The following is a 25,100-nucleotide window of genomic DNA, read 5'->3' on the forward strand; positions in this document are numbered from 1 at the left end:
TGGGCAACTACACCTATCTTTTAAAATTCCATGGTAACAGGCTGTCGATATCCGGTGCTGGTTGGCACAGTTCATTAAGACAGGCCATGATGTAATCAAATGGTACTAAGCCATTGACCTTGGCCGTTTCTACTATGCTGTAAAGCGTGGCACTGGCATTAGCCCCATTAGCTGTCTGACTGAATAACCAATTTTTTCGGCCAATCACAAACGGTTTTACTGCTCGCTCTGCACGATTGTTATCAATACTCAATCTGCCATCATCAACATAACGAATGAGTTTGTGCCATTGATTAGCCAGGTAATTAGCTGCCTCCATCAGTTTGGTATTACCCACTAAATTGGGCTGGTTTTGCTCAAGCCATGCTTTTAGCTTGCCTAGGATAGGCAGGCTAGCCTCTTGTCTGGCAATGTACTTTTCATCTGTAGTTTTATCTTTGATGTGTGACTCTACACCGTACAATTTCTGGATAAGGCTTAATACCATATCCGCTTTGCCGGTTTTATTTTTGCCTTGCAGCTTTTTTGCCTCGATAAATTTACGACGAGCATGAGCCCAGCATCCCACTAAGGTTGCCTGTGTTTTTTCATAAGCTTGATATCCATCAAGATAATTGACCACGCAGGCGGCAGCCCGACTGTTATGGAAGTCGTAAAGCACAATATTAGGGATAGGATTATTCGGGGCTGGTGAATCTCGACCTGAGCAATAGACCCACATGTAGCTGTTCACTTTATCGGATTTCACCACTTTTAATGGCGTTTCATCCGCAAACAACGTGGGCTGTTTTAACAGCTCTGTTTTAAGCCGTTCAACTAATGGTGCGAAGAGTGTGGCTGATTTGTCTATCCAGCTGCTCATTGTCTGGCGACTGAGCTCAATGCCATATTGCTTAAACATCGCTTCCTGGCGATAAAGCGGTAACCCGTATTGGTATTTACTGGTGATAAGCTGACTGAGTAAACTGCTTGTAGCAATGCCTTTATTGATTGGCATTGCTGGCATTGAGGCTTGTTTAATCGGCGGTTGAGTCGAGGATTTATCACAGTGGCGGCAAGCGTATTTAGGCCTAATGTGCTCAATCACTTTGATTTGGGCTGGAATAAACTCAAGCTTTTCTGATTTATCCTCGCCCATTTTATGTAACTCACTGCCACAGCAATCACAGGTCTTATCTTTGATATCATGGATAACTTGCTCGCGAGGTAAGTCTTTTGGCAGTGGCTTACGCACAGGCTTTTTGCGGGTATAGCTAATGGTTTGTTGCTCGGCCTCAACGGCTTCAACAATCTCTTCTACTTCATTGAATAACTCGCCTTGCCCAACAAAGCCTTCAGCACTTTTGCCGAATTGTTTTTGTTGAGCCAAGCGCCAGCGCTCTTCCAAGGCTGCGATGAGTGCATCCTTCTGCGCTAACAGTTTTTCAAGTTCAGCAATGCGCTGTTTAAGGGAGAGTTCATTTTTCATGACGCCTATGTTAAGGCATATCGAAAGGCTTTGTAGTGCTAATTGACCTTGTTTTGATGATCATCAATTGATCGCAAATATTAAAGTAGTTGCTTACCCGTCACATCAATTTTACTGTGGCCAATGACATCATAACCCCCTAATAACCAGTGTAATTGCTGCTCGGTTAATGTCATTGTGGGTGATATGAGTTTGGGCCATTTGAACTTATGCTTATCTAATCGCTTATACCACAGCGCAAAGCCAGTGTTATCCCAATAAAGTCATTTGAGTTTATCGTGGCCTTTATTGCAAAACACAAATAGTGCACCATTAAGGACGGACAGCTCTAGCTCTGCTTCGACTAAAGCCGCCAACCCGTTAATTGATTTACGAAAATCGACAGCATCGGCACATAAATAGACGGAAGGCACATCAACAAACATCTTCATACCATTAGCCCCTTAATGATGGTAAGGATATCTATTGTTGCTAAATCCGCTGAAAGAGTGAGTTGGCCAGTTCGCGTATTAAACAGCACTGGGTGTTGATGAGTTTGCGTGCAGACTTCAGTGGTGGTTTGTTTTAGTTGTATAAAGCGTGATTGAGTAGCGTGAGATGTTTGCTCTGACACGCTTGGCTGGTACTGTTGCTTACCCAGTAAAGCGCGCTGTTTATAATAGGTGGTAATCGAGACATTATGTTGCTGGCAAAATTCGATATTAGTGCCACTAAAAGTATTGCGTTGTAAAAGTAACTGTCGCCACTGCTGACTTGTTTTGTGAGTTGTCATCACCTGCTCCAAATTTATCAATGAGCAGATATTTTCAAATAATCAGATTAACGATGCGAGGTGTGGTTCGCTGGACGGTTACGAACTAAATATGTGATCTAATTAGTGCCTCCACTATGAATAGGTACCTATATGTCTATTACAGAGTTAGAGCGCTTCATAGACTGAACCTTAAGCATTAAGCTGTTCATAAATTCCATCTAACGTTATGTCTTTCTTAGATTTTCTCTGTTGTGCTTTTGGGGCGTTCTTCGTTATATAACGGATCGCCCAATCAATCTTATCTATTATTTCTGACCATGATTTGTGGCTAATGCACTCAAATATGGGCAGCAGCCACACATCAACATTCTTTGCAGCCTTGAATAACGAAACTGAAGGCATTATCTGCAGTGCCGTACTGCGTCTAATGCACAATGCCAATAAACTGGCCCAGACTAAGCCATCAACGATGGCTTTTTGTGCTGTAGCAAATCGCTGCCAGTTAGTATGAGATTTCAACTCTTTAAACATCAGCTCTATCTGCCAGCGACAGCGATAAATTGCCATAATATCATCTGCAGAGTAGGTTTCTCGTGGCAGATTAGTAAGCCAAATGCAAAATCGTTGTTCTTCGGCAAACCAGCGTCTTATTACCCGAAATGTCTGATTGCCTCTACAAACCGCCAAATCAAGCACCTCTGTCCGATTGGTGCGGCGCGTAATCTCTTTGAGTTTTTTGCCTGCCAACTTAGTCAGTGTTCGACCTTTACAGTTCCTCGCTTCGATGACCGTCGGGTTGAGGGATTTGGCTCCCCGAAAAATGTAGAACCCTCCATGCCGCTCAAGCTCGGCAAAGTAATCAAAGTCTGGGTAACCTGCATCTGCTAGCAGCAATTTGTTGTCCATCGTTGCTGGTTTAGGAAGATAATCTCTCTCCGAAGCCGTGTCGGCACTAATCGTCATTGCAGTAGGACTAAAGGTTTTGAGAGACATGGTCATATGGCACTCTATCGCTGCAGGGTTACGCTTAAAGCGGCTTGGATAAACAGATGCCAACTGCCTATGAACGTGAAAAGAACTACCATCTTGGAGCAACACATCATTAAAACAAGACATCTTATCGGGTAATTGAGCACATTGCTGCCGGGCAAATTGTGCGATAGCAAACTGTACTAACTGACGCATGAATAGAGGAAAAGCTTCTTTTCTGAGCTGATTGTGAAAAGGTTTGTAAGCCACATTATCCATTTCGGTCAGACACATCCCGTTGAACTGCCTGAGCAGATCGGCAATTGAAGTACAATTCCCCTTACTGAGCGCCGAAATCAGACTGAGTACAAGTTGTTCGGGCAAAATCGCTCGACATCGTTTCATGAGGCCAATATTTTTTGCCGTTTTTTGAAGAAAGTGAGCGCTAAAGAATTGCATAAACTGCTTTTTAAGAGAGATAATCAACACTGGCCTTTTTGTGTTTGATGGTTTGTTTGGCGACAATTATCAGATCACAAATAAGGCCATTTTTCTATCTAAATAAAAGCGTTAACTCTTAAGATCCTGTCTATGAGAGCGCTTAGCAAAAAAGGAAAAACGCACTCGCATTAAAGTTCGTTATCTTGCCATCTGCCATCTGCCATCTGCCATCTGTCATTTTCTTGAAGGCAAATCAAGAACAGAGATCGCAAGGTACCTAAGGGTTGCTAGAGGAAGTGTCAATAAGTGGGTCAGCCTCTACTTGACGAACGGAATTGATGGTTTAAAGGATAAGCCTAATCCAGGTCACCCATCTAGGTTAACCCCACAACAATTAGAAATGGTCGCTAGTTTTGTAAAGGAAAGAAGTGTTGCTAGTCATGGTGGACGACTACAGGCAAAAGAAGTTGGTGAGTTTATACAGGCTCAATTTGGTGTTGAATATGAAGGTAGAAATGTCTATAAGCTACTTCATCAATTAGGATTTTCTTGGATAACAAGCCGCTCCAAGCATCCTAAACAAAATGAAGAGGCTCAACGCCTTTTTAAAAACCTTCCATATGGAAACGATCCTTAACACCCCTGGCCACTTAGCGCTTGATCGGATCGATGTATGGTTTCAAGATGAAGCCAGATTTGGCCAACAAAATACGACAACTCGTGTTTGGGCGATAAAATGCTCAAGACCAAGACCAAGACCAAGACCAAGACCAAGAGCAAGAGCAAGAGCAAGAGCAAGAGCAAGAGCAAGAGCAAGAGCAATTAAGCAACAACAATTCGAATACGCCTACCTATTCGGTGCAGTCTGCCCCAGCAACGGTAAAACTGAAGCCCTAATCACACCATGTAGTAATAAAGATGTGATGATTGAGCATTTGTCATTGATCTCTCAAGCTACTCCTTCAGGGCGACATGCTGTGGTTATTATGGATGGTGCAGGTTGGCACCAACAGTATTTAGCAGACGAGTTCGATAATCTCACCATCATCAAATTGCCACCGTATTCACCTGAGCTCCATCCTGTCGAGCAAGTATGGCAATGGATGAGACAAAATGAACTAGCCAACCGTTGTTTTGATGGATACGAGGATATAGTGAATCAATGTACTAAAGCATGGAATCGTTTTAGAAGCGAGCCAAGCCGAGTAATTAAAATGTGCCATAGATGTTGGATTAATCTGGTCAATTAATTAATTCAATTGGTATAAACATCTTTCTCTTATCAATTCTTATGGGATGGACTGTTTGGCAGCAACACTGCCACCAAAATTAGGTTAAATGTTCACTCAGCGATAAGTTTAATTGTCATTGCGATGATTGACTCTTGCCACAAAACGCTGACTCAGAGCCGATGAAAATTATGTAAGGTTTCCATTGGGTTCACTTTGAAGTGTTTTTTGTGCCAAAGAAAGCTTGGTTAGAGTTTTTTATTGCGCGATAAGTGAATTATGGTGCTTTTTGATGATGGTGGCTTAGCGAAAACCAAAGGGATTAGCCCTTTCACTGGGGAAGTTCGTCATGGATAACCTTGATAGAGCGAGAGATCCGCGAGGTCCAGCCTACTGAATTTATGAATGCGCTGTGGGTAACTCTGGGGGTAAGTTGTGCGCGTCATGGTCGTAAGTTGAGTGTAAATAAATAATGACACTTTATGGCGAAAAGCGCTTGCACAATAGCGAACACTCCCTATAATGCAGCCCATCGACACGAGATGGCGCGGCAACGCAGCCGATAGTGACGACTTACTGACTACTTAAGGTATTCAGAAGTGGCGACAAGTTGTTGAATAAAACACTTGACGCACAACAGGAAATGCGTAGAATACGCATCCCTAGCCCGTAGCGGCAACGTTCTTTAACAAGTAGAAGACAAGCAAATCTGTGTGGACATTCACAGTAGTTGATAAATCGACAACGATTTAACACGTCTCGCAAGAGACTTCAACGAACGATGTCCGCATAACATGCAAATTTGATGATTTATCATCGAATCGACAGAATTCATTGAGCAGGACTTTCGGGTCCGAACAAAACTTTAATTGAAGAGTTTGATCATGGCTCAGATTGAACGCTGGCGGCAGGCCTAACACATGCAAGTCGAGCGGCAGCGGGAAGTAACTTGTTACTTTGCCGGCGAGCGGCGGACGGGTGAGTAATGCCTGGGAATTTGCCCATTGGTGGGGGATAACAGTTGGAAACGACTGCTAATACCGCATACGCCCTACGGGGGAAAGCAGGGGAGCCTTCGGGTCCTTGCGCTGATGGATAAGCCCAGGTGGGATTAGCTAGTAGGTGAGGTAAAGGCTCACCTAGGCGACGATCCCTAGCTGTTCTGAGAGGATGATCAGCCACACTGGGACTGAGATACGGCCCAGACTCCTACGGGAGGCAGCAGTGGGGAATATTGCACAATGGGGGAAACCCTGATGCAGCCATGCCGCGTGTGTGAAGAAGGCCTTCGGGTTGTAAAGCACTTTCAGTAGGGAGGAAAGGTTGACGGTTAATACCCGTTAGCTGTGACGTTACCTACAGAAGAAGGACCGGCTAACTCCGTGCCAGCAGCCGCGGTAATACGGAGGGTCCGAGCGTTAATCGGAATTACTGGGCGTAAAGCGTGCGCAGGCGGTTTGTTAAGCGAGATGTGAAAGCCCGGGCTCAACCTGGGAATTGCATTTTGAACTGGCAAACTAGAGTCTTGTAGAGGGGGGTAGAATTTCAGGTGTAGCGGTGAAATGCGTAGAGATCTGAAGGAATACCGGTGGCGAAGGCGGCCCCCTGGACAAAGACTGACGCTCATGCACGAAAGCGTGGGGAGCAAACAGGATTAGATACCCTGGTAGTCCACGCCGTAAACGATGTCTACTCGGAGTTTGGTGTCTTGAACACTGGGCTCTCAAGCTAACGCATTAAGTAGACCGCCTGGGGAGTACGGCCGCAAGGTTAAAACTCAAATGAATTGACGGGGGCCCGCACAAGCGGTGGAGCATGTGGTTTAATTCGATGCAACGCGAAGAACCTTACCTACTCTTGACATCCAGAGAATTCGCTAGAGATAGCTTAGTGCCTTCGGGAACTCTGAGACAGGTGCTGCATGGCTGTCGTCAGCTCGTGTTGTGAAATGTTGGGTTAAGTCCCGCAACGAGCGCAACCCTTATCCTTATTTGCCAGCACGTAATGGTGGGAACTCTAGGGAGACTGCCGGTGATAAACCGGAGGAAGGTGGGGACGACGTCAAGTCATCATGGCCCTTACGAGTAGGGCTACACACGTGCTACAATGGTCGGTACAGAGGGTTGCAAAGCCGCGAGGTGGAGCTAATCTCACAAAGCCGATCGTAGTCCGGATTGGAGTCTGCAACTCGACTCCATGAAGTCGGAATCGCTAGTAATCGTGGATCAGAATGCCACGGTGAATACGTTCCCGGGCCTTGTACACACCGCCCGTCACACCATGGGAGTGGGCTGCACCAGAAGTAGATAGCTTAACCCTTCGGGGAGGGCGTTTGCCACGGTGTGGTTCATGACTGGGGTGAAGTCGTAACAAGGTAGCCCTAGGGGAACCTGGGGCTGGATCACCTCCTTACCTATGCGATTTAGAATTACTGTTGAGTGTTCACACAGATTGCCTTGTCTTGTTGACGAGCAAAACATTACCTTCCTTTGAAGGGATGTCGTTCTTTAAAAATTTGGAAAGCTGATAGTAGAACTTAGTGCGCGAGCATTAGGTGATACAAAATTGAGTTCTCAAAATACTTTAATCAAGTGTTTTGGATATTCTTTAACTTCAGAAATGAAGTAAATCAAGGCGTTCTTTTGCGAAAGCAAGAGACAGTAAAACCAGCTAGTTGCAATACGCTCAAGTGAAACTCATTTGGGTTGTATGGTTAAGTGACTAAGCGTATACGGTGGATGCCTTGGCAGTCAGAGGCGATGAAGGACGTAGTAACTTGCGAAAAGCGTTGGCGAGCTAGTAACAAGCATTTGAGCTAACGATGTCCGAATGGGGAAACCCGGCCACATAAGTGGTCATCATACAGTGAATACATAGCTGTATGAGGCGAACCTGGGGAACTGAAACATCTAAGTACCCAGAGGAAAAGAAATCAACCGAGATTCCCTAAGTAGCGGCGAGCGAACGGGGATTAGCCCTTAAGTCTAGGGGTGTTAGTGGAATGGTCTGGAAAGTCCAACGGTACAGGGTGATAGTCCCGTACATGAAAACTAACCTTAGATGAAAACGAGTAAGGCGGCACACGTGATATGTTGTCTGAACATGGGGGGACCATCCTCCAAGGCTAAATACTCCTGACTGACCGATAGTGAACCAGTACCGTGAGGGAAAGGCGAAAAGAACCCCTGTGAGGGGAGTGAAATAGAACCTGAAACCGTATACGTACAAGCAGTGGGAGCGGTTCTTGAGACCGTGACTGCGTACCTTTTGTATAATGGGTCAGCGACTTACATTTAGTAGCGAGGTTAAGCGAATAGCGGAGCCGTAGGGAAACCGAGTGTTAACTGCGCGTTTAGTTGCTAGGTGTAGACCCGAAACCCGGTGATCTAGCCATGGGCAGGTTGAAGGTTGAGTAACATCAACTGGAGGACCGAACCGACTAATGTTGAAAAATTAGCGGATGACTTGTGGCTGGGGGTGAAAGGCCAATCAAACCGGGAGATATCTGGTTCTCCTCGAAAGCTATTTAGGTAGCGCCTCGCACGAATACCATTGGGGGTAGAGCACTGTTAAGGCTAGGGGGTCATCCCGACTTACCAACCCTTTGCAAACTCCGAATACCAATGAGTACTATGCGGGAGACAGACAGCGGGTGCTAACGTCCGTTGTCAAAAGGGAAACAACCCAGACCGTCAGCTAAGGTCCCAAAGTACTAGCTAAGTGGGAAACGATGTGGGAAGGCTTAGACAGCTAGGATGTTGGCTTAGAAGCAGCCATCATTTAAAGAAAGCGTAATAGCTCACTAGTCGAGTCGGCCTGCGCGGAAGATGTAACGGGGCTAAGCTAGTCACCGAAGCTACGGGTGCATTTCATTAGAGATGCGCGGTAGAGGAGCGTTCTGTAAGCCGTTGAAGGTGAAGGGGTAACCCACGCTGGAGGTATCAGAAGTGCGAATGCTGACATGAGTAACGATAAAGGGGGTGAAAAACCCCCTCGCCGGAAGACCAAGGGTTCCTGTCCAACGTTAATCGGGGCAGGGTGAGTCGACCCCTAAGGCGAGGCCGAAAGGCGTAGTCGATGGGAAACGGGTTAATATTCCCGTACTTGTGCTAACTGCGATGGAGAGACGGAGAAGGCTAGGCTAGCGCGGCGTTGGTAGTCCGCGTTTAAGGTGGTAGGCGGTATTCTTAGGCAAATCCGGGAATACTTACGCTGAGAGCTGATGACGAGGTCCTAAGGGACTGAAGTAGTTGATGCCATGCTTCCAGGAAAATCTTCTAAGCTTCAGGTTAGCAGGAATCGTACCCCAAACCGACACAGGTGGTCGGGTAGAGAATACCAAGGCGCTTGAGAGAACTCGGCTGAAGGAACTAGGCAAAATGGTACCGTAACTTCGGGAGAAGGTACGCTCCTGCCGGTGATGAGACTTGCTCTCTAAGCTAGCGGGAGTCGCAGATACCAGGTGGCTGCAACTGTTTATCAAAAACACAGCACTGTGCAAAATCGCAAGATGAAGTATACGGTGTGACGCCTGCCCGGTGCCGGAAGGTTAATTGATTGGGTTATCTTCGGAGAAGCTCATGATCGAAGCCCCGGTAAACGGCGGCCGTAACTATAACGGTCCTAAGGTAGCGAAATTCCTTGTCGGGTAAGTTCCGACCTGCACGAATGGCGTAATGATGGCCACGCTGTCTCCAGCCGAGACTCAGTGAAGTTGAAATTGCGGTGAAGATGCCGTATACCCGCGGCTAGACGGAAAGACCCCGTGAACCTTTACTATAGCTTGGCACTGAACATTGAACCTACATGTGTAGGATAGGTGGGAGACTTTGAAGCATGAACGCTAGTTTGTGTGGAGTCGTCCTTGAAATACCACCCTTGTAGTTTTGATGTTCTAACCTAGGTCCCTTATCGGGATTAGGGACAGTGCCTGGTGGGTAGTTTGACTGGGGCGGTCTCCTCCCAAAGAGTAACGGAGGAGCACGAAGGTTGGCTAAGTACGGTCGGACATCGTACGGTTAGTGCAATGGCATAAGCCAGCTTAACTGCGAGACAGACACGTCGAGCAGGTACGAAAGTAGGTCATAGTGATCCGGTGGTTCTGAATGGAAGGGCCATCGCTCAACGGATAAAAGGTACTCCGGGGATAACAGGCTGATACCGCCCAAGAGTTCATATCGACGGCGGTGTTTGGCACCTCGATGTCGGCTCATCACATCCTGGGGCTGAAGTCGGTCCCAAGGGTATGGCTGTTCGCCATTTAAAGTGGTACGCGAGCTGGGTTCAGAACGTCGTGAGACAGTTCGGTCCCTATCTGCCGTGGGCGTTGGATGATTGAGGGGAGCTGCTCCTAGTACGAGAGGACCGGAGTGGACGAACCGCTGGTGTTCGGGTTGTCATGCCAATGGCATTGCCCGGTAGCTACGTTCGGAATCGATAACCGCTGAAAGCATCTAAGCGGGAAGCGAGCCCCAAGATGAGTCATCCCTAGGACTATAAGTCCTCTGAAGGGCCGTCCGAGACTAGGACGTTGATAGGCAAGGTGTGTAAGCGTTGTGAGGCGTTGAGCTAACTTGTACTAATGACCCGAGAGGCTTAACCATACAACCCAGATGGGTTTTACTGAACAAGCCTGATAAAGAATCGAAAAATACTTGATTGAAGATTGAGTACTCAATAATTAGCTTTCCGAATTTCCAAATTTGTCTGGAGACCATAGCACTGTGGCACCACCTGATCCCATTCCGAACTCAGAAGTGAAACGCAGTCGCGCCGATGGTAGTGTGGGGTTTCCCCATGCGAGAGTAGGTCATCTCCAGGCGCCTAATTTCTCGCAAGAGAGTCGATAAAGCCCGTTGCTCACGCAACGGGCTTTTTTCGTTTAGATTTTTGATTAGCTTACACTCATAACGTCTGATACCAATCCGGTAAGCGTCTGGGCAACTACACCTATCTTTTAAAGTTCCATGGTAACAGGCTGTCGATATCCGGTGCTGGTTGGCACAGTTCATTAAGACAAGCCATGATGTAATCAAATGGTACTAAGCCATTGACCTTTGCCGTTTCGACAATACTGTAAAGCGTGGCACTGGCATGGGCCCCATTAGCTGTCTGACTGAATAACCAATTTTTTCGGCCAATCACAAACGGTTTTACGGCTCGCTCTGCACGATTGTTATCAATACTCAGCCTGCCATCATCAACATAACGAATGAGTTTGTGCCATTGATTAGCCAGGTAATTAGCTGCCTCCATCAGTTTGGTATTACCCACTAAATTGGGCTGGTTTTGCTCAAGCCATGCTTTTAGCTTGCCTAGGATAGGCAGGCTAGCCTCTTGTCTGGCAATGTACTTTTCATCAGGACTTTTATCGTTGATGCGTGACTCTACACCGTACAGTTTTTGGATAAGGCTTAATACCATATCCGCTTTGCCGGTTTTATTTTTGCCTTGCAGCTTTTTTGCCTCGATAAATTTACGACGAGCGTGTGCCCAGCATCCCACTAGGGTTGCCTGTGTTTTTTCATAAGCTTGATATCCATCTACGTGCAAATAGCCTTGATATCCATCAAGATAATTGACCACGCAGGCGGCAGCCCGACTGTTATGGAAGTCGTAAAGCACAATATTAGGGATAGGATTATTCGGGGCTGGTGAATCTCGACCTGAGCAATAGACCCACATGTAGCTGTTTACTTTATCGGATTTCACCACTTTTAATGGCGTTTCATCCGCAAACAACGTGGGCTGTTTTAACAACTCTGTTTTAAGCCGTTCAACTAATGGTGCGAAGAGGGTGGCTGATTTGTCTATCCAGCTGCTCATTGTCTGGCGACTGAGCTCAATGCCATATTGCTTAAACATCGCTTCCTGGCGATAAAGCGGTAACCCGTATTGATATTTACTGGTGATAAGCTGACTGAGTAAACTGCTTGTAGCAATGCCTTTATTGATTGGCATCGCTGGCATTGAGGCTTGTTTAATCGGCGTTTGAGTCGAGGATTTATCACAGTGGCGGCAAGCGTATTTAGGCCTAATGTGCTCAATCACTTTGATTTTGGCTGGAATAAACTCAAGCTTTTCTGATTTATCCTCGCCCATTTTATGTAACTCACCGCCACAGCAATCACAGGTCTTATCGGTGATATCATGGATAACTTGCTCGCGAGGTAAGTCTTTTGGCAGTGGCTTACGCACAGGCTTTTTGCGGGTATAGCTAATGGTTTGTTGCTCGGCCTCAATGGCTTCAACAATCTCTTCCACTTCATTGAATAACTCGCCTTGCCCAACAAAGCCTTCAGCACTTTTGCCGAATTGTTTTTGTTGAGCCAAGCGCCAGCGCTCTTCCAAGGCTGCGATGAGTGCATCCTTCTGCGCTAACAGTTTTTCAAGTTCAGCAATGCGCTGTGTAAGGGCGAGTTCATTTTTCATGACGCCTATGTTAAGGCATATCGAAAGGCTTTGTAGTGCTAATTGACCTTGTTTTGATGATCATCAATTGATCGCAAATATTAAAGTAGTTGCTTACCCGTCACATCAATTTTACTGTGGCCAATGACATCATAACCCCCTAATAACCAGTGTAATTGCTGCTCGGTTAATGTCATTGTGGGTGACATGAGTTTGGGCCATTTGAACTTATGCTTATCTAATCGCTTATACCACAGCGCAAAGCCAGTGTTATCCCAATAAAGTAATTTGAGTTTGTCACGGCCTTTATTACAAAATACAAATAGCGCACCACTGAGCACCGGTAGTTCAAGCTCGGCTTCGACTAAGGCGGCTAATCCATTAATCGATTTACGAAAATCGACAGCATCGGCACATAAATAGACGGAAGGCACATCAACAAACATCCTCATGCCATTAGCCCCTTAATGATGGTAAGGATATCCGTTGTTGCTAAATCCGCTGAAAGAGTGAGTTGGCCAGTTCGGGTATCAAACAGCACTGGGTGTTGATGAGTTTGCGTGCAGACTTCAGTGGTGGTTTGTTTTAGTTGTATAAAGCGTGATTGAGTAACGTGAGATGTTTGCTCTGACACGCTTGGCTGGTACTGTTGCTTACCCAGTAAAGCGCGCTGTTTATAATAGGTGGTAATCGAGACATTATGTTGCTGGCAAAATTCGATATTAGTGCCACTAAAAGTATTGCGTTGTAAAAGTAACTGTCGCCACTGCTGACTTGTTTTGTGAGTTGTCATCACCTGCTCCAAATTTATCAATGAGCAGATATTTTCAAATAATCAGATTAACGATGCGAGGTGTGGTTCGCTGGACGGTTACCCAATCCGTACTAAATTGTGATCTAATACACTCATCATTTTCAACTCATTCTATTCTGTGAAAAATTACACCTCTGTTGAACTCGTTAGATTATCAAAGTCAGAAAAAGACGCCCGCATGCGTATTCGCATTTTGGCTGTTTCTTGCTTCTTGGAATGTCACAATCGTGCTCAAGTTGCTCGGCAACTCAAGGTTAGTCGTCGCAGTGTCAATGAATGGGTTAAAAAGTACTTAGATTCTGGCATTGATGGTTTGAAAGCCAATATGAGATCGACAAATGCGAGTAAACTTAGCGAACAGCAAAAGCGGACTCTTTATCAATATATAGACGATTTAAGTCGCTCAGAATTAGGTGGACGATTAACGGGCGTCGATATTCAATCCTATATAGAACAGCAGTTTGGTATCCATTACCATCTAAACCATGTATATAAAATATTGAAAAGTATAGGTTTAAGCTGGATTACCAGTCGTTCTAAGCACCCCAAACAATCCTTAGAAGCTCAAGCTGAATTTAAAAAAACTCATTTCTAAAACGATCGCAACGATCCCTGTTTATATTTCTTTAGATAGTGTCGATATTTGGTTTCAAGATGAAGCGCGATTTGGTCAGCAGAATACAACGACCAAACTGTGGGCAACAAAAGGCTCTCGCCCCAGAGCGGTAAAGCAGCAACAATTTGAATATGCTTATCTGTTTGGGGCTGTTTGCCCATCAACGGGGGCAACTGAAGCGTTGGTCACTCCCTTTGTTAACCGGGAGGCGATGAGGCAACACTTGAAGCAAATTTCAGAAGCAACCCACTCGGATAGGTATGCTCTTGTTATCATCGATGGCGCGGGGTGGCATACAGACGATATAGCCAAAGACTTTGATAATTTATCAGTTCTCAAATTACCTCCCTATTCTCCAGAGCTAAATCCAATAGAGCAGGTATGGCAATGGCTAAGACAACACTGTTTAGCCAATAGATGTTTTGAAGGCTATAACGATATCGTTGAGCAGTGTTGCAGTGCTTGGAATACATTTATTCAGTGCAAGGACAGAGTAAAAAGTTTGTGTACAAGAGACTGGGCCAAAGTGGGCAATATTTAATGCGGATTGGTATGATACCAATTGAACTAAAGTAAGCGTCTGGGCAACTACACCTATCTTTTAAAATTCCATGGTAACAGGCTGTCGATATCCGGTGCTGGTTGGCACAGTTCATTAAGACAGGCCATGATGTAATCAAATGGTACTAAGCCATTGACCTTGGCCGTTTCTACTATGCTGTAAAGCGTGGCACTGGCATTAGCCCCATTAGCTGTCTGACTGAATAACCAATTTTTTCGGCCAATCACAAACGGTTTTACTGCTCGCTCTGCACGATTGTTATCAATACTCAATCTGCCATCATCAACATAACGAATGAGTTTGTGCCATTGATTAGCCAGGTAATTAGCTGCCTCCATCAGTTTGGTATTACCCACTAAATTGGGCTGGTTTTGCTCAAGCCATGCTTTTAGCTTGCCTAGGATAGGCAGGCTAGCCTCTTGTCTGGCAATGTACTTTTCATCTGTAGTTTTATCTTTGATGTGTGACTCTACACCGTACAATTTCTGGATAAGGCTTAATACCATATCCGCTTTGCCGGTTTTATTTTTGCCTTGCAGCTTTTTTGCCTCGATAAATTTACGACGAGCATGAGCCCAGCATCCCACTAAGGTTGCCTGTGTTTTTTCATAAGCTTGATATCCATCAAGATAATTGACCACGCAGGCGGCAGCCCGACTGTTATGGAAGTCGTAAAGCACAATATTAGGGATAGGATTATTCGGGGCTGGTGAATCTCGACCTGAGCAATAGACCCACATGTAGCTGTTCACTTTATCGGATTTCACCACTTTTAATGGCGTTTCATCCGCAAACAACGTGGGCTGTTTTAACAGCTCTGTTTTAAGCCGTTCAACTAATGGTGCGAAGAGTGTGGCTGATTTGTCTATCCAGCTGCTCATTGTCTGGCGACTGAGCTCAATGCCATATTGCTTAAACATCGCTTCCTGGCGATAAAGCGGTAACCCGTATTGGTATTTACTGGTGATAAGCTGACTGAGTAAACTGCTTGTAGCAATGCCTTTATTGATTGGCATTGCTGGCATTGAGGCTTGTTTAATCGGCGGTTGAGTCGAGGATTTATCACAGTGGCGGCAAGCGTATTTAGGCCTAATGTGCTCAATCACTTTGATTTGGGCTGGAATAAACTCAAGCTTTTCTGATTTATCCTCGCCCATTTTATGTAACTCACTGCCACAGCAATCACAGGTCTTATCTTTGATATCATGGATAACTTGCTCGCGAGGTAAGTCTTTTGGCAGTGGCTTACGCACAGGCTTTTTGCGGGTATAGCTAATGGTTTGTTGCTCGGCCTCAACGGCTTCAACAATCTCTTCTACTTCATTGAATAACTCGCCTTGCCCAACAAAGCCTTCAGCACTTTTGCCGAATTGTTTTTGTTGAGCCAAGCGCCAGCGCTCTTCCAAGGCTGCGATGAGTGCATCCTTCTGCGCTAACAGTTTTTCAAGTTCAGCAATGCGCTGTTTAAGGGAGAGTTCATTTTTCATGACGCCTATGTTAAGGCATATCGAAAGGCTTTGTAGTGCTAATTGACCTTGTTTTGATGATCATCAATTGATCGCAAATATTAAAGTAGTTGCTTACCCGTCACATCAATTTTACTGTGGCCAATGACATCATAACCCCCTAATAACCAGTGTAATTGCTGCTCGGTTAATGTCATTGTGGGTGATATGAGTTTGGGCCATTTGAACTTATGCTTATCTAATCGCTTATACCACAGCGCAAAGCCAGTGTTATCCCAATAAAGTCATTTGAGTTTATCGTGGCCTTTATTGCAAAACACAAATAGTGCACCATTAAGGACGGACAGCTCTAGCTCTGCTTCGACTAAAGCCGCCAACCCGTTAATTGATTTACGAAAATCGACAGCATCGGCACATAAATAGACGGAAGGCACATCAACAAACATCTTCATACCATTAGCCCCTTAATGATGGTAAGGATATCTATTGTTGCTAAATCCGCTGAAAGAGTGAGTTGGCCAGTTCGCGTATTAAACAGCACTGGGTGTTGATGAGTTTGCGTGCAGACTTCAGTGGTGGTTTGTTTTAGTTGTATAAAGCGTGATTGAGTAGCGTGAGATGTTTGCTCTGACACGCTTGGCTGGTACTGTTGCTTACCCAGTAAAGCGCGCTGTTTATAATAGGTGGTAATCGAGACATTATGTTGCTGGCAAAATTCGATATTAGTGCCACTAAAAGTATTGCGTTGTAAAAGTAACTGTCGCCACTGCTGACTTGTTTTGTGAGTTGTCATCACCTGCTCCAAATTTATCAATGAGCAGATATTTTCAAATAATCAGATTAACGATGCGAGGTGTGGTTCGCTGGACGGTTACGAACTAAATATGTGATCTAATTAGTGCCTCCACTATGAATAGGTACCTATATGTCTATTACAGAGTTAGAGCGCTTCATAGACTGAACCTTAAGCATTAAGCTGTTCATAAATTCCATCTAACGTTATGTCTTTCTTAGATTTTCTCTGTTGTGCTTTTGGGGCGTTCTTCGTTATATAACGGATCGCCCAATCAATCTTATCTATTATTTCTGACCATGATTTGTGGCTAATGCACTCAAATATGGGCAGCAGCCACACATCAACATTCTTTGCAGCCTTGAATAACGAAACTGAAGGCATTATCTGCAGTGCCGTACTGCGTCTAATGCACAATGCCAATAAACTGGCCCAGACTAAGCCATCAACGATGGCTTTTTGTGCTGTAGCAAATCGCTGCCAGTTAGTATGAGATTTCAACTCTTTAAACATCAGCTCTATCTGCCAGCGACAGCGATAAATTGCCATAATATCATCTGCAGAGTAGGTTTCTCGTGGCAGATTAGTAAGCCAAATGCAAAATCGTTGTTCTTCGGCAAACCAGCGTCTTATTACCCGAAATGTCTGATTGCCTCTACAAACCGCCAAATCAAGCACCTCTGTCCGATTGGTGCGGCGCGTAATCTCTTTGAGTTTTTTGCCTGCCAACTTAGTCAGTGTTCGACCTTTACAGTTCCTCGCTTCGATGACCGTCGGGTTGAGGGATTTGGCTCCCCGAAAAATGTAGAACCCTCCATGCCGCTCAAGCTCGGCAAAGTAATCAAAGTCTGGGTAACCTGCATCTGCTAGCAGCAATTTGTTGTCCATCGTTGCTGGTTTAGGAAGATAATCTCTCTCCGAAGCCGTGTCGGCACTAATCGTCATTGCAGTAGGACTAAAGGTTTTGAGAGACATGGTCATATGGCACTCTATCGCTGCAGGGTTACGCTTAAAGCGGCTTGGATAAACAGATGCCAACTGCCTATGAACGTGAAAAGAACTACCATCTTGGAGCAACACATCATTAAAACAAGACATCTTATCGGGTAATTGAGCACATTGCTGCCGGGCAAATTGTGCGATAGCAAACTGTACTAACTGACGCATGAATAGAGGAAAAGCTTCTTTTCTGAGCTGATTGTGAAAAGGTTTGTAAGCCACATTATCCATTTCGGTCAGACACATCCCGTTGAACTGCCTGAGCAGATCGGCAATTGAAGTACAATTCCCCTTACTGAGCGCCGAAATCAGACTGAGTACAAGTTGTTCGGGCAAAATCGCTCGACATCGTTTCATGAGGCCAATATTTTTTGCCGTTTTTTGAAGAAAGTGAGCGCTAAAGAATTGCATAAACTGCTTTTTAAGAGAGATAATCAACACTGGCCTTTTTGTGTTTGATGGTTTGTTTGGCGACAATTATCAGATCACAAATAAGGCCATTTTTCTATCTAAATAAAAGCGTTAACTCTTAAGATCCTGTCTATGAGAGCGCTTAGCAAAAAAGGAAAAACGCACTCGCATTAAAGTTCGTTATCTTGCCATCTGCCATCTGCCATCTGCCATCTGTCATTTTCTTGAAGGCAAATCAAGAACAGAGATCGCAAGGTACCTAAGGGTTGCTAGAGGAAGTGTCAATAAGTGGGTCAGCCTCTACTTGACGAACGGAATTGATGGTTTAAAGGATAAGCCTAATCCAGGTCACCCATCTAGGTTAACCCCACAACAATTAGAAATGGTCGCTAGTTTTGTAAAGGAAAGAAGTGTTGCTAGTCATGGTGGACGACTACAGGCAAAAGAAGTTGGTGAGTTTATACAGGCTCAATTTGGTGTTGAATATGAAGGTAGAAATGTCTATAAGCTACTTCATCAATTAGGATTTTCTTGGATAACAAGCCGCTCCAAGCATCCTAAACAAAATGAAGAGGCTCAACGCCTTTTTAAAAACCTTCCATATGGAAACGATCCTTAACACCCCTGGCCACTTAGCGCTTGATCGGATCGATGTATGGTTTCAAGATGAAGCCAGATTTGGCCAACAAAATACGACAACTCGTGTTTGGGCGATAAAATGCTCAAGACCAAGACCAAGACCAAGACCAAGACCAAGAGCAAGAGCAAGAGCAAGAGCAAGAGCAAGAGCAAGAGCAAGAGCAATTAAGCAACAACAATTCGAATACGCCTACCTATTCGGTGCAGTCTGCCCCAGCAACGGTAAAACTGAAGCCCTAATCACACCATGTAGTAATAAAGATGTGATGATTGAGCATTTGTCATTGATCTCTCAAGCTACTCCTTCAGGGCGACATGCTGTGGTTATTATGGATGGTGCAGGTTGGCACCAACAGTATTTAGCAGACGAGTTCGATAATCTCACCATCATCAAATTGCCACCGTATTCACCTGAGCTCCATCCTGTCGAGCAAGTATGGCAATGGATGAGACAAAATGAACTAGCCAACCGTTGTTTTGATGGATACGAGGATATAGTGAATCAATGTACTAAAGCATGGAATCGTTTTAGAAGCGAGCCAAGCCGAGTAATTAAAATGTGCCATAGATGTTGGATTAATCTGGTCAATTAATTAATTCAATTGGTATAAACATCTTTCTCTTATCAATTCTTATGGGATGGACTGTTTGGCAGCAACACTGCCACCAAAATTAGGTTAAATGTTCACTCAGCGATAAGTTTAATTGTCATTGCGATGATTGACTCTTGCCACAAAACGCTGACTCAGAGCCGATGAAAATTATGTAAGGTTTCCATTGGGTTCACTTTGAAGTGTTTTTTGTGCCAAAGAAAGCTTGGTTAGAGTTTTTTATTGCGCGATAAGTGAATTATGGTGCTTTTTGATGATGGTGGCTTAGCGAAAACCAAAGGGATTAGCCCTTTCACTGGGGAAGTTCGTCATGGATAACCTTGATAGAGCGAGAGATCCGCGAGGTCCAGCCTACTGAATTTATGAATGCGCTGTGGGTAACTCTGGGGGTAAGTTGTGCGCGTCATGGTCGTAAGTTGAGTGTAAATAAATAATGACACTTTATGGCGAAAAGCGCTTGCACAATAGCGAACACTCCCTATAATGCAGCCCATCGACACGAGATGGCGCGGCAACGCAGCCGATAGTGACGACTTACTGACTACTTAAGGTATTCAGAAGTGGCGACAAGTTGTTGAATAAAACACTTGACGCACAACAGGAAATGCGTAGAATACGCATCCCTAGCCCGTAGCGGCAACGTTCTTTAACAAGTAGAAGACAAGCAAATCTGTGTGGACATTCACAGTAGTTGATAAATCGACAACGATTTAACACGTCTCGCAAGAGGCTTCAACGAACGATGTCCGCATAACATGCAAATTTGATGATTTATCATCGAATCGACAGAATTCATTGAGCAGGACTTTCGGGTCCGAACAAAACTTTAATTGAAGAGTTTGATCATGGCTCAGATTGAACGCTGGCGGCAGGCCTAACACATGCAAGTCGAGCGGCAGCGGGAAGTAACTTGTTACTTTGCCGGCGAGCGGCGGACGGGTGAGTAATGCCTGGGAATTTGCCCATTGGTGGGGGATAACAGTTGGAAACGACTGCTAATACCGCATACGCCCTACGGGGGAAAGCAGGGGAGCCTTCGGGTCCTTGCGCTGATGGATAAGCCCAGGTGGGATTAGCTAGTAGGTGAGGTAAAGGCTCACCTAGGCGACGATCCCTAGCTGTTCTGAGAGGATGATCAGCCACACTGGGACTGAGACACGGCCCAGACTCCTACGGGAGGCAGCAGTGGGGAATATTGCACAATGGGGGAAACCCTGATGCAGCCATGCCGCGTGTGTGAAGAAGGCCTTCGGGTTGTAAAGCACTTTCAGTAGGGAGGAAAGGTTGACGGTTAATACCCGTTAGCTGTGACGTTACCTACAGAAGAAGGACCGGCTAACTCCGTGCCAGCAGCCGCGGTAATACGGAGGGTCCGAGCGTTAATCGGAATTACTGGGCGTAAAGCGTGCGCAGGCGGTTTGTTAAGCGAGATGTGAAAGCCCCGGGCTCAACCTGGGAATTGCATTTTGAACTGGCAAACTAGAGTCTTGTAGAGGGGGGTAGAATTTCAGGTGTAGCGGTGAAATGCGTAGAGATCTGAAGGAATACCGGTGGCGAAGGCGGCCCCCTGGACAAAGACTGACGCTCATGCACGAAAGCGTGGGGAGCAAACAGGATTAGATACCCTGGTAGTCCACGCCGTAAACGATGTCTACTCGGAGTTTGGTGTCTTGAACACTGGGCTCTCAAGCTAACGCATTAAGTAGACCGCCTGGGGAGTACGGCCGCAAGGTTAAAACTCAAATGAATTGACGGGGGCCCGCACAAGCGGTGGAGCATGTGGTTTAATTCGATGCAACGCGAAGAACCTTACCTACTCTTGACATCCAGAGAATTCGCTAGAGATAGCTTAGTGCCTTCGGGAACTCTGAGACAGGTGCTGCATGGCTGTCGTCAGCTCGTGTTGTGAAATGTTGGGTTAAGTCCCGCAACGAGCGCAACCCTTATCCTTATTTGCCAGCACGTAATGGTGGGAACTCTAGGGAGACTGCCGGTGATAAACCGGAGGAAGGTGGGGACGACGTCAAGTCATCATGGCCCTTACGAGTAGGGCTACACACGTGCTACAATGGTCGGTACAGAGGGTTGCAAAGCCGCGAGGTGGAGCTAATCTCACAAAGCCGATCGTAGTCCGGATTGGAGTCTGCAACTCGACTCCATGAAGTCGGAATCGCTAGTAATCGTGGATCAGAATGCCACGGTGAATACGTTCCCGGGCCTTGTACACACCGCCCGTCACACCATGGGAGTGGGCTGCACCAGAAGTAGATAGCTTAACCCTTCGGGGAGGGCGTTTACCACGGTGTGGTTCATGACTGGGGTGAAGTCGTAACAAGGTAGCCCTAGGGGAACCTGGGGCTGGATCACCTCCTTACCTATGCGATTTAGAATTACTGTTGAGTGTTCACACAGATTGCCTTGTCTTGTTGACGAGCAAAACATTACCTTCCTTTGAAGGGATGTCGTTCTTTAAAAATTTGGAAAGCTGATAGTAGAACTTAGTGCGCGAGCATTAGGTGATACAAAATTGAGTTCTCAAAATACTTTAATCAAGTGTTTTGGATATTCTTTAACTTCAGAAATGAAGTAAATCAAGGCGTTCTTTTGCGAAAGCAAGAGACAGTAAAACCAGCTAGTTGCAATACGCTCAAGTGAAACTCATTTGGGTTGTATGGTTAAGTGACTAAGCGTATACGGTGGATGCCTTGGCAGTCAGAGGCGATGAAGGACGTAGTAACTTGCGAAAAGCGTTGGCGAGCTAGTAACAAGCATTTGAGCTAACGATGTCCGAATGGGGAAACCCGGCCACATAAGTGGTCATCATACAGTGAATACATAGCTGTATGAGGCGAACCTGGGGAACTGAAACATCTAAGTACCCAGAGGAAAAGAAATCAACCGAGATTCCCTAAGTAGCGGCGAGCGAACGGGGATTAGCCCTTAAGTCTAGGGGGTGTTAGTGGAATGGTCTGGAAAGTCCAACGGTACAGGGTGATAGTCCCGTACATGAAAACTAACCTTAGATGAAAACGAGTAAGGCGGCACACGTGATATGTTGTCTGAACATGGGGGGACCATCCTCCAAGGCTAAATACTCCTGACTGACCGATAGTGAACCAGTACCGTGAGGGAAAGGCGAAAAGAACCCCTGTGAGGGGAGTGAAATAGAACCTGAAACCGTATACGTACAAGCAGTGGGAGCGGTTCTTGAGACCGTGACTGCGTACCTTTTGTATAATGGGTCAGCGACTTACATTTAGTAGCGAGGTTAAGCGAATAGCGGAGCCGTAGGGAAACCGAGTGTTAACTGCGCGTTTAGTTGCTAGGTGTAGACCCGAAACCCGGTGATCTAGCCATGGGCAGGTTGAAGGTTGAGTAACATCAACTGGAGGACCGAACCGACTAATGTTGAAAAATTAGCGGATGACTTGTGGCTGGGGGTGAAAGGCCAATCAAACCGGGAGATATCTGGTTCTCCTCGAAAGCTATTTAGGTAGCGCCTCGCACGAATACCATTGGGGGTAGAGCACTGTTAAGGCTAGGGGGTCATCCCGACTTACCAACCCTTTGCAAACTCCGAATACCAATGAGTACTATGCGGGAGACAGACAGCGGGTGCTAACGTCCGTTGTCAAAAGGGAAACAACCCAGACCGTCAGCTAAGGTCCCAAAGTACTAGCTAAGTGGGAAACGATGTGGGAAGGCTTAGACAGCTAGGATGTTGGCTTAGAAGCAGCCATCATTTAAAGAAAGCGTAATAGCTCACTAGTCGAGTCGGCCTGCGCGGAAGATGTAACGGGGCTAAGCTAGTCACCGAAGCTACGGGTGCATTTCATTAGAGATGCGCGGTAGAGGAGCGTTCTGTAAGCCGTTGAAGGTGAAGGGGTAACCCACGCTGGAGGTATCAGAAGTGCGAATGCTGACATGAGTAACGATAAAGGGGTGAAAAACCCCCTCGCCGGAAGACCAAGGGTTCCTGTCCAACGTTAATCGGGGCAGGGTGAGTCGACCCCTAAGGCGAGGCCGAAAGGCGTAGTCGATGGGAAACGGGTTAATATTCCCGTACTTGTGCTAACTGCGATGGAGAGACGGAGAAGGCTAGGCTAGCGCGGCGTTGGTAGTCCGCGTTTAAGGTAGTAGGCGGTATTCTTAGGCAAATCCGGGAATACTTACGCTGAGAGCTGATGACGAGGTCCTAAGGGACTGAAGTAGTTGATGCCATGCTTCCAGGAAAATCTTCTAAGCTTCAGGTTAGCAGGAATCGTACCCCAAACCGACACAGGTGGTCGGGTAGAGAATACCAAGGCGCTTGAGAGAACTCGGCTGAAGGAACTAGGCAAAATGGTACCGTAACTTCGGGAGAAGGTACGCTCCTGCCGGTGATGAGACTTGCTCTCTAAGCTAGCGGGAGTCGCAGATACCAGGTGGCTGCAACTGTTTATCAAAAACACAGCACTGTGCAAAATCGCAAGATGAAGTATACGGTGTGACGCCTGCCCGGTGCCGGAAGGTTAATTGATTGGGTTATCTTCGGAGAAGCTCATGATCGAAGCCCCGGTAAACGGCGGCCGTAACTATAACGGTCCTAAGGTAGCGAAATTCCTTGTCGGGTAAGTTCCGACCTGCACGAATGGCGTAATGATGGCCACGCTGTCTCCAGCCGAGACTCAGTGAAGTTGAAATTGCGGTGAAGATGCCGTATACCCGCGGCTAGACGGAAAGACCCCGTGAACCTTTACTATAGCTTGGCACTGAACATTGAACCTACATGTGTAGGATAGGTGGGAGACTTTGAAGCATGAACGCTAGTTTGTGTGGAGTCGTCCTTGAAATACCACCCTTGTAGTTTTGATGTTCTAACCTAGGTCCCTTATCGGGATTAGGGACAGTGCCTGGTGGGTAGTTTGACTGGGGCGGTCTCCTCCCAAAGAGTAACGGAGGAGCACGAAGGTTGGCTAAGTACGGTCGGACATCGTACGGTTAGTGCAATGGCATAAGCCAGCTTAACTGCGAGACAGACACGTCGAGCAGGTACGAAAGTAGGTCATAGTGATCCGGTGGTTCTGAATGGAAGGGCCATCGCTCAACGGATAAAAGGTACTCCGGGGATAACAGGCTGATACCGCCCAAGAGTTCATATCGACGGCGGTGTTTGGCACCTCGATGTCGGCTCATCACATCCTGGGGCTGAAGTCGGTCCCAAGGGTATGGCTGTTCGCCATTTAAAGTGGTACGCGAGCTGGGTTCAGAACGTCGTGAGACAGTTCGGTCCCTATCTGCCGTGGGCGTTGGATGATTGAGGGGAGCTGCTCCTAGTACGAGAGGACCGGAGTGGACGAACCGCTGGTGTTCGGGTTGTCATGCCAATGGCATTGCCCGGTAGCTACGTTCGGAATCGATAACCGCTGAAAGCATCTAAGCGGGAAGCGAGCCCCAAGATGAGTCATCCCTAGGACTATAAGTCCTCTGAAGGGCCGTCCGAGACTAGGACGTTGATAGGCAAGGTGTGTAAGCGTTGTGAGGCGTTGAGCTAACTTGTACTAATGACCCGAGAGGCTTAACCATACAACCCAGATGGGTTTTACTGAACAAGCCTGAAAGAATCGAAAAATACTTGATTGAAGATTGAGTACTCAATAGCAAAAAATCCCAGGTCGCTTAGCTCAGCTGGGAGAGCACCTCCCTTACAAGGAGGGGGTCACTGGTTCGAGCCCAGTAGCGACCACCATATTTTTTCACAGCTTTCCGAATTCCAAATTTGTCTGGAGACCATAGCACTGTGGCACCACCTGATCCCATTCCGAACTCAGAAGTGAAACGCAGTCGCGCCGATGGTAGTGTGGGGTTTCCCCATGCGAGAGTAGGTCATCTCCAGGCGCCTAATTTCTCGCAAGAGAGTCGATAAAGCCCGTTGCCAT

At 46.3% G+C, this 25,100-nt stretch carries 12 protein-coding genes, 1 tRNA gene, 6 rRNA genes and 2 pseudogenes; 10 read left to right on the plus strand and 11 right to left on the minus strand.

Translation table 11 applies throughout. From position 1 onward, the window contains the following. Positions 1-13: 13 nt before the first annotated feature. The 4 genes and pseudogenes from FJQ87_RS03465 to FJQ87_RS03485 form a co-directional block, all read right to left on the minus strand. Positions 14-1,468: an IS66 family transposase gene (locus tag FJQ87_RS03465; RefSeq protein ID WP_140930603.1), complete on the minus strand. Its 1,455-nt coding sequence runs from the start codon at positions 1,466-1,468 to the stop codon at positions 14-16. A gap of 80 nt (positions 1,469-1,548) precedes the next feature. Next, positions 1,549-1,899: pseudogene (tnpB, locus tag FJQ87_RS03475) on the minus strand (IS66 family insertion sequence element accessory protein TnpB). Then, on the minus strand, positions 1,896-2,240 hold the full coding sequence (locus FJQ87_RS03480) for an IS66 family insertion sequence element accessory protein TnpB (RefSeq protein ID WP_140930349.1): 345 nt from the start codon (positions 2,238-2,240) through the stop codon (positions 1,896-1,898). Before FJQ87_RS03480 ends, tnpB (FJQ87_RS03475) begins: the two are co-directional and overlap by 4 nt. A gap of 171 nt (positions 2,241-2,411) precedes the next feature. Further along, the gene (locus tag FJQ87_RS03485; protein ID WP_140933972.1) at positions 2,412-3,680 is read right to left on the minus strand and encodes an IS4 family transposase; all 1,269 of its coding nucleotides are present in this window, start codon (positions 3,678-3,680) and stop codon (positions 2,412-2,414) included. A 139-nt stretch (positions 3,681-3,819) separates the two neighbouring features. Here FJQ87_RS03485 and FJQ87_RS03490 point away from each other — a divergent pair. The 4 genes from FJQ87_RS03490 to rrf (FJQ87_RS03505) all read left to right on the plus strand — a co-directional run bounded on the left by FJQ87_RS03490 (position 3,820) and on the right by rrf (FJQ87_RS03505) (position 10,682). After that, a protein-coding gene (locus FJQ87_RS03490; RefSeq protein ID WP_140930607.1) for an IS630 family transposase occupies positions 3,820-4,882 on the plus strand; the annotation gives its coding sequence in 2 pieces (ribosomal slippage) (positions 3,820-4,245 and positions 4,247-4,882; 1,062 coding nt in all). A gap of 845 nt (positions 4,883-5,727) precedes the next feature. Further along, a 16S ribosomal RNA gene (locus tag FJQ87_RS03495) occupies positions 5,728-7,273 on the plus strand. Positions 7,274-7,572: 299 nt separating this feature from the next. Further along, positions 7,573-10,464, plus strand: a 23S ribosomal RNA gene (locus FJQ87_RS03500). Positions 10,465-10,566: 102 nt separating this feature from the next. Further along, positions 10,567-10,682 (plus strand): 5S ribosomal RNA (rrf, locus tag FJQ87_RS03505). The 16S, 23S and 5S rRNA genes sit together here, the layout of an rRNA operon. A 128-nt stretch (positions 10,683-10,810) precedes the next feature. On the opposite strand, the gene FJQ87_RS03510 is transcribed toward rrf (FJQ87_RS03505), so the two are convergent. The 3 genes from FJQ87_RS03510 to FJQ87_RS03520 form a co-directional block, all read right to left on the minus strand. Beyond that, the gene (locus tag FJQ87_RS03510) at positions 10,811-12,292 is read right to left on the minus strand and encodes an IS66 family transposase (RefSeq protein ID WP_140929968.1); all 1,482 of its coding nucleotides are present in this window, start codon (positions 12,290-12,292) and stop codon (positions 10,811-10,813) included. Positions 12,293-12,372: 80 nt separating this feature from the next. Then, the gene (gene tnpB / locus FJQ87_RS03515; RefSeq protein ID WP_140929967.1) at positions 12,373-12,723 is read right to left on the minus strand and encodes an IS66 family insertion sequence element accessory protein TnpB; all 351 of its coding nucleotides are present in this window, start codon (positions 12,721-12,723) and stop codon (positions 12,373-12,375) included. Further along, positions 12,720-13,064 carry an IS66 family insertion sequence element accessory protein TnpB gene (locus FJQ87_RS03520; protein WP_140929966.1) on the minus strand — a complete coding sequence of 115 codons (345 nt, stop codon included), beginning with the start codon at positions 13,062-13,064 and terminating at the stop codon, positions 12,720-12,722. Before FJQ87_RS03520 ends, tnpB (FJQ87_RS03515) begins: the two co-directional genes overlap by 4 nt. 199 nt (positions 13,065-13,263) lie before the next feature. Here FJQ87_RS03520 and FJQ87_RS03525 point away from each other — a divergent pair. Continuing rightward, a protein-coding gene (locus FJQ87_RS03525) for an IS630 family transposase (RefSeq protein WP_168195118.1) occupies positions 13,264-14,242 on the plus strand; the annotation gives its coding sequence in 2 pieces (ribosomal slippage) (positions 13,264-13,677 and positions 13,679-14,242; 978 coding nt in all). A gap of 53 nt (positions 14,243-14,295) precedes the next feature. Here FJQ87_RS03525 and FJQ87_RS03530 read toward each other — a convergent pair. The 4 genes and pseudogenes from FJQ87_RS03530 to FJQ87_RS03550 form a co-directional block, all read right to left on the minus strand. After that, complete coding sequence (locus FJQ87_RS03530; protein WP_140930603.1) at positions 14,296-15,750, minus strand: IS66 family transposase; 1,455 nt, start codon at positions 15,748-15,750, stop codon at positions 14,296-14,298. A gap of 80 nt (positions 15,751-15,830) precedes the next feature. After that, positions 15,831-16,181, minus strand: a pseudogene (tnpB, locus tag FJQ87_RS03540) (IS66 family insertion sequence element accessory protein TnpB). After that, on the minus strand, positions 16,178-16,522 hold the full coding sequence (locus FJQ87_RS03545; RefSeq protein WP_140930349.1) for an IS66 family insertion sequence element accessory protein TnpB: 345 nt from the start codon (positions 16,520-16,522) through the stop codon (positions 16,178-16,180). The pseudogene tnpB (FJQ87_RS03540) and the gene FJQ87_RS03545 overlap by 4 nt, the downstream one beginning before the upstream one ends. Positions 16,523-16,693: 171 nt before the next feature. Then, the gene (locus tag FJQ87_RS03550) at positions 16,694-17,962 is read right to left on the minus strand and encodes an IS4 family transposase (protein WP_140933972.1); all 1,269 of its coding nucleotides are present in this window, start codon (positions 17,960-17,962) and stop codon (positions 16,694-16,696) included. Between the two features lie 139 nt (positions 17,963-18,101). Here FJQ87_RS03550 and FJQ87_RS03555 point away from each other — a divergent pair. The 5 genes from FJQ87_RS03555 (at position 18,102) to rrf (FJQ87_RS03575) (ending at position 25,059) form a co-directional block, all read left to right on the plus strand. After that, a protein-coding gene (locus tag FJQ87_RS03555; RefSeq protein ID WP_140930607.1) for an IS630 family transposase occupies positions 18,102-19,164 on the plus strand; the annotation gives its coding sequence in 2 pieces (ribosomal slippage) (positions 18,102-18,527 and positions 18,529-19,164; 1,062 coding nt in all). A gap of 845 nt (positions 19,165-20,009) precedes the next feature. Then, positions 20,010-21,556 (plus strand): 16S ribosomal RNA (locus tag FJQ87_RS03560). 299 nt (positions 21,557-21,855) lie between these two features. Next, positions 21,856-24,747, plus strand: a 23S ribosomal RNA gene (locus tag FJQ87_RS03565). An 87-nt stretch (positions 24,748-24,834) separates the two neighbouring features. After that, positions 24,835-24,910 (plus strand) — tRNA-Val (locus tag FJQ87_RS03570). Positions 24,911-24,943: 33 nt separating this feature from the next. Next, positions 24,944-25,059 (plus strand): 5S ribosomal RNA (gene rrf / locus FJQ87_RS03575). Positions 25,060-25,100 lie beyond the last annotated feature (41 nt).

This window comes from Shewanella sp. SNU WT4 (assembly GCF_006494715.1).
GTDB lineage: Bacteria > Pseudomonadota > Gammaproteobacteria > Enterobacterales > Shewanellaceae > Shewanella.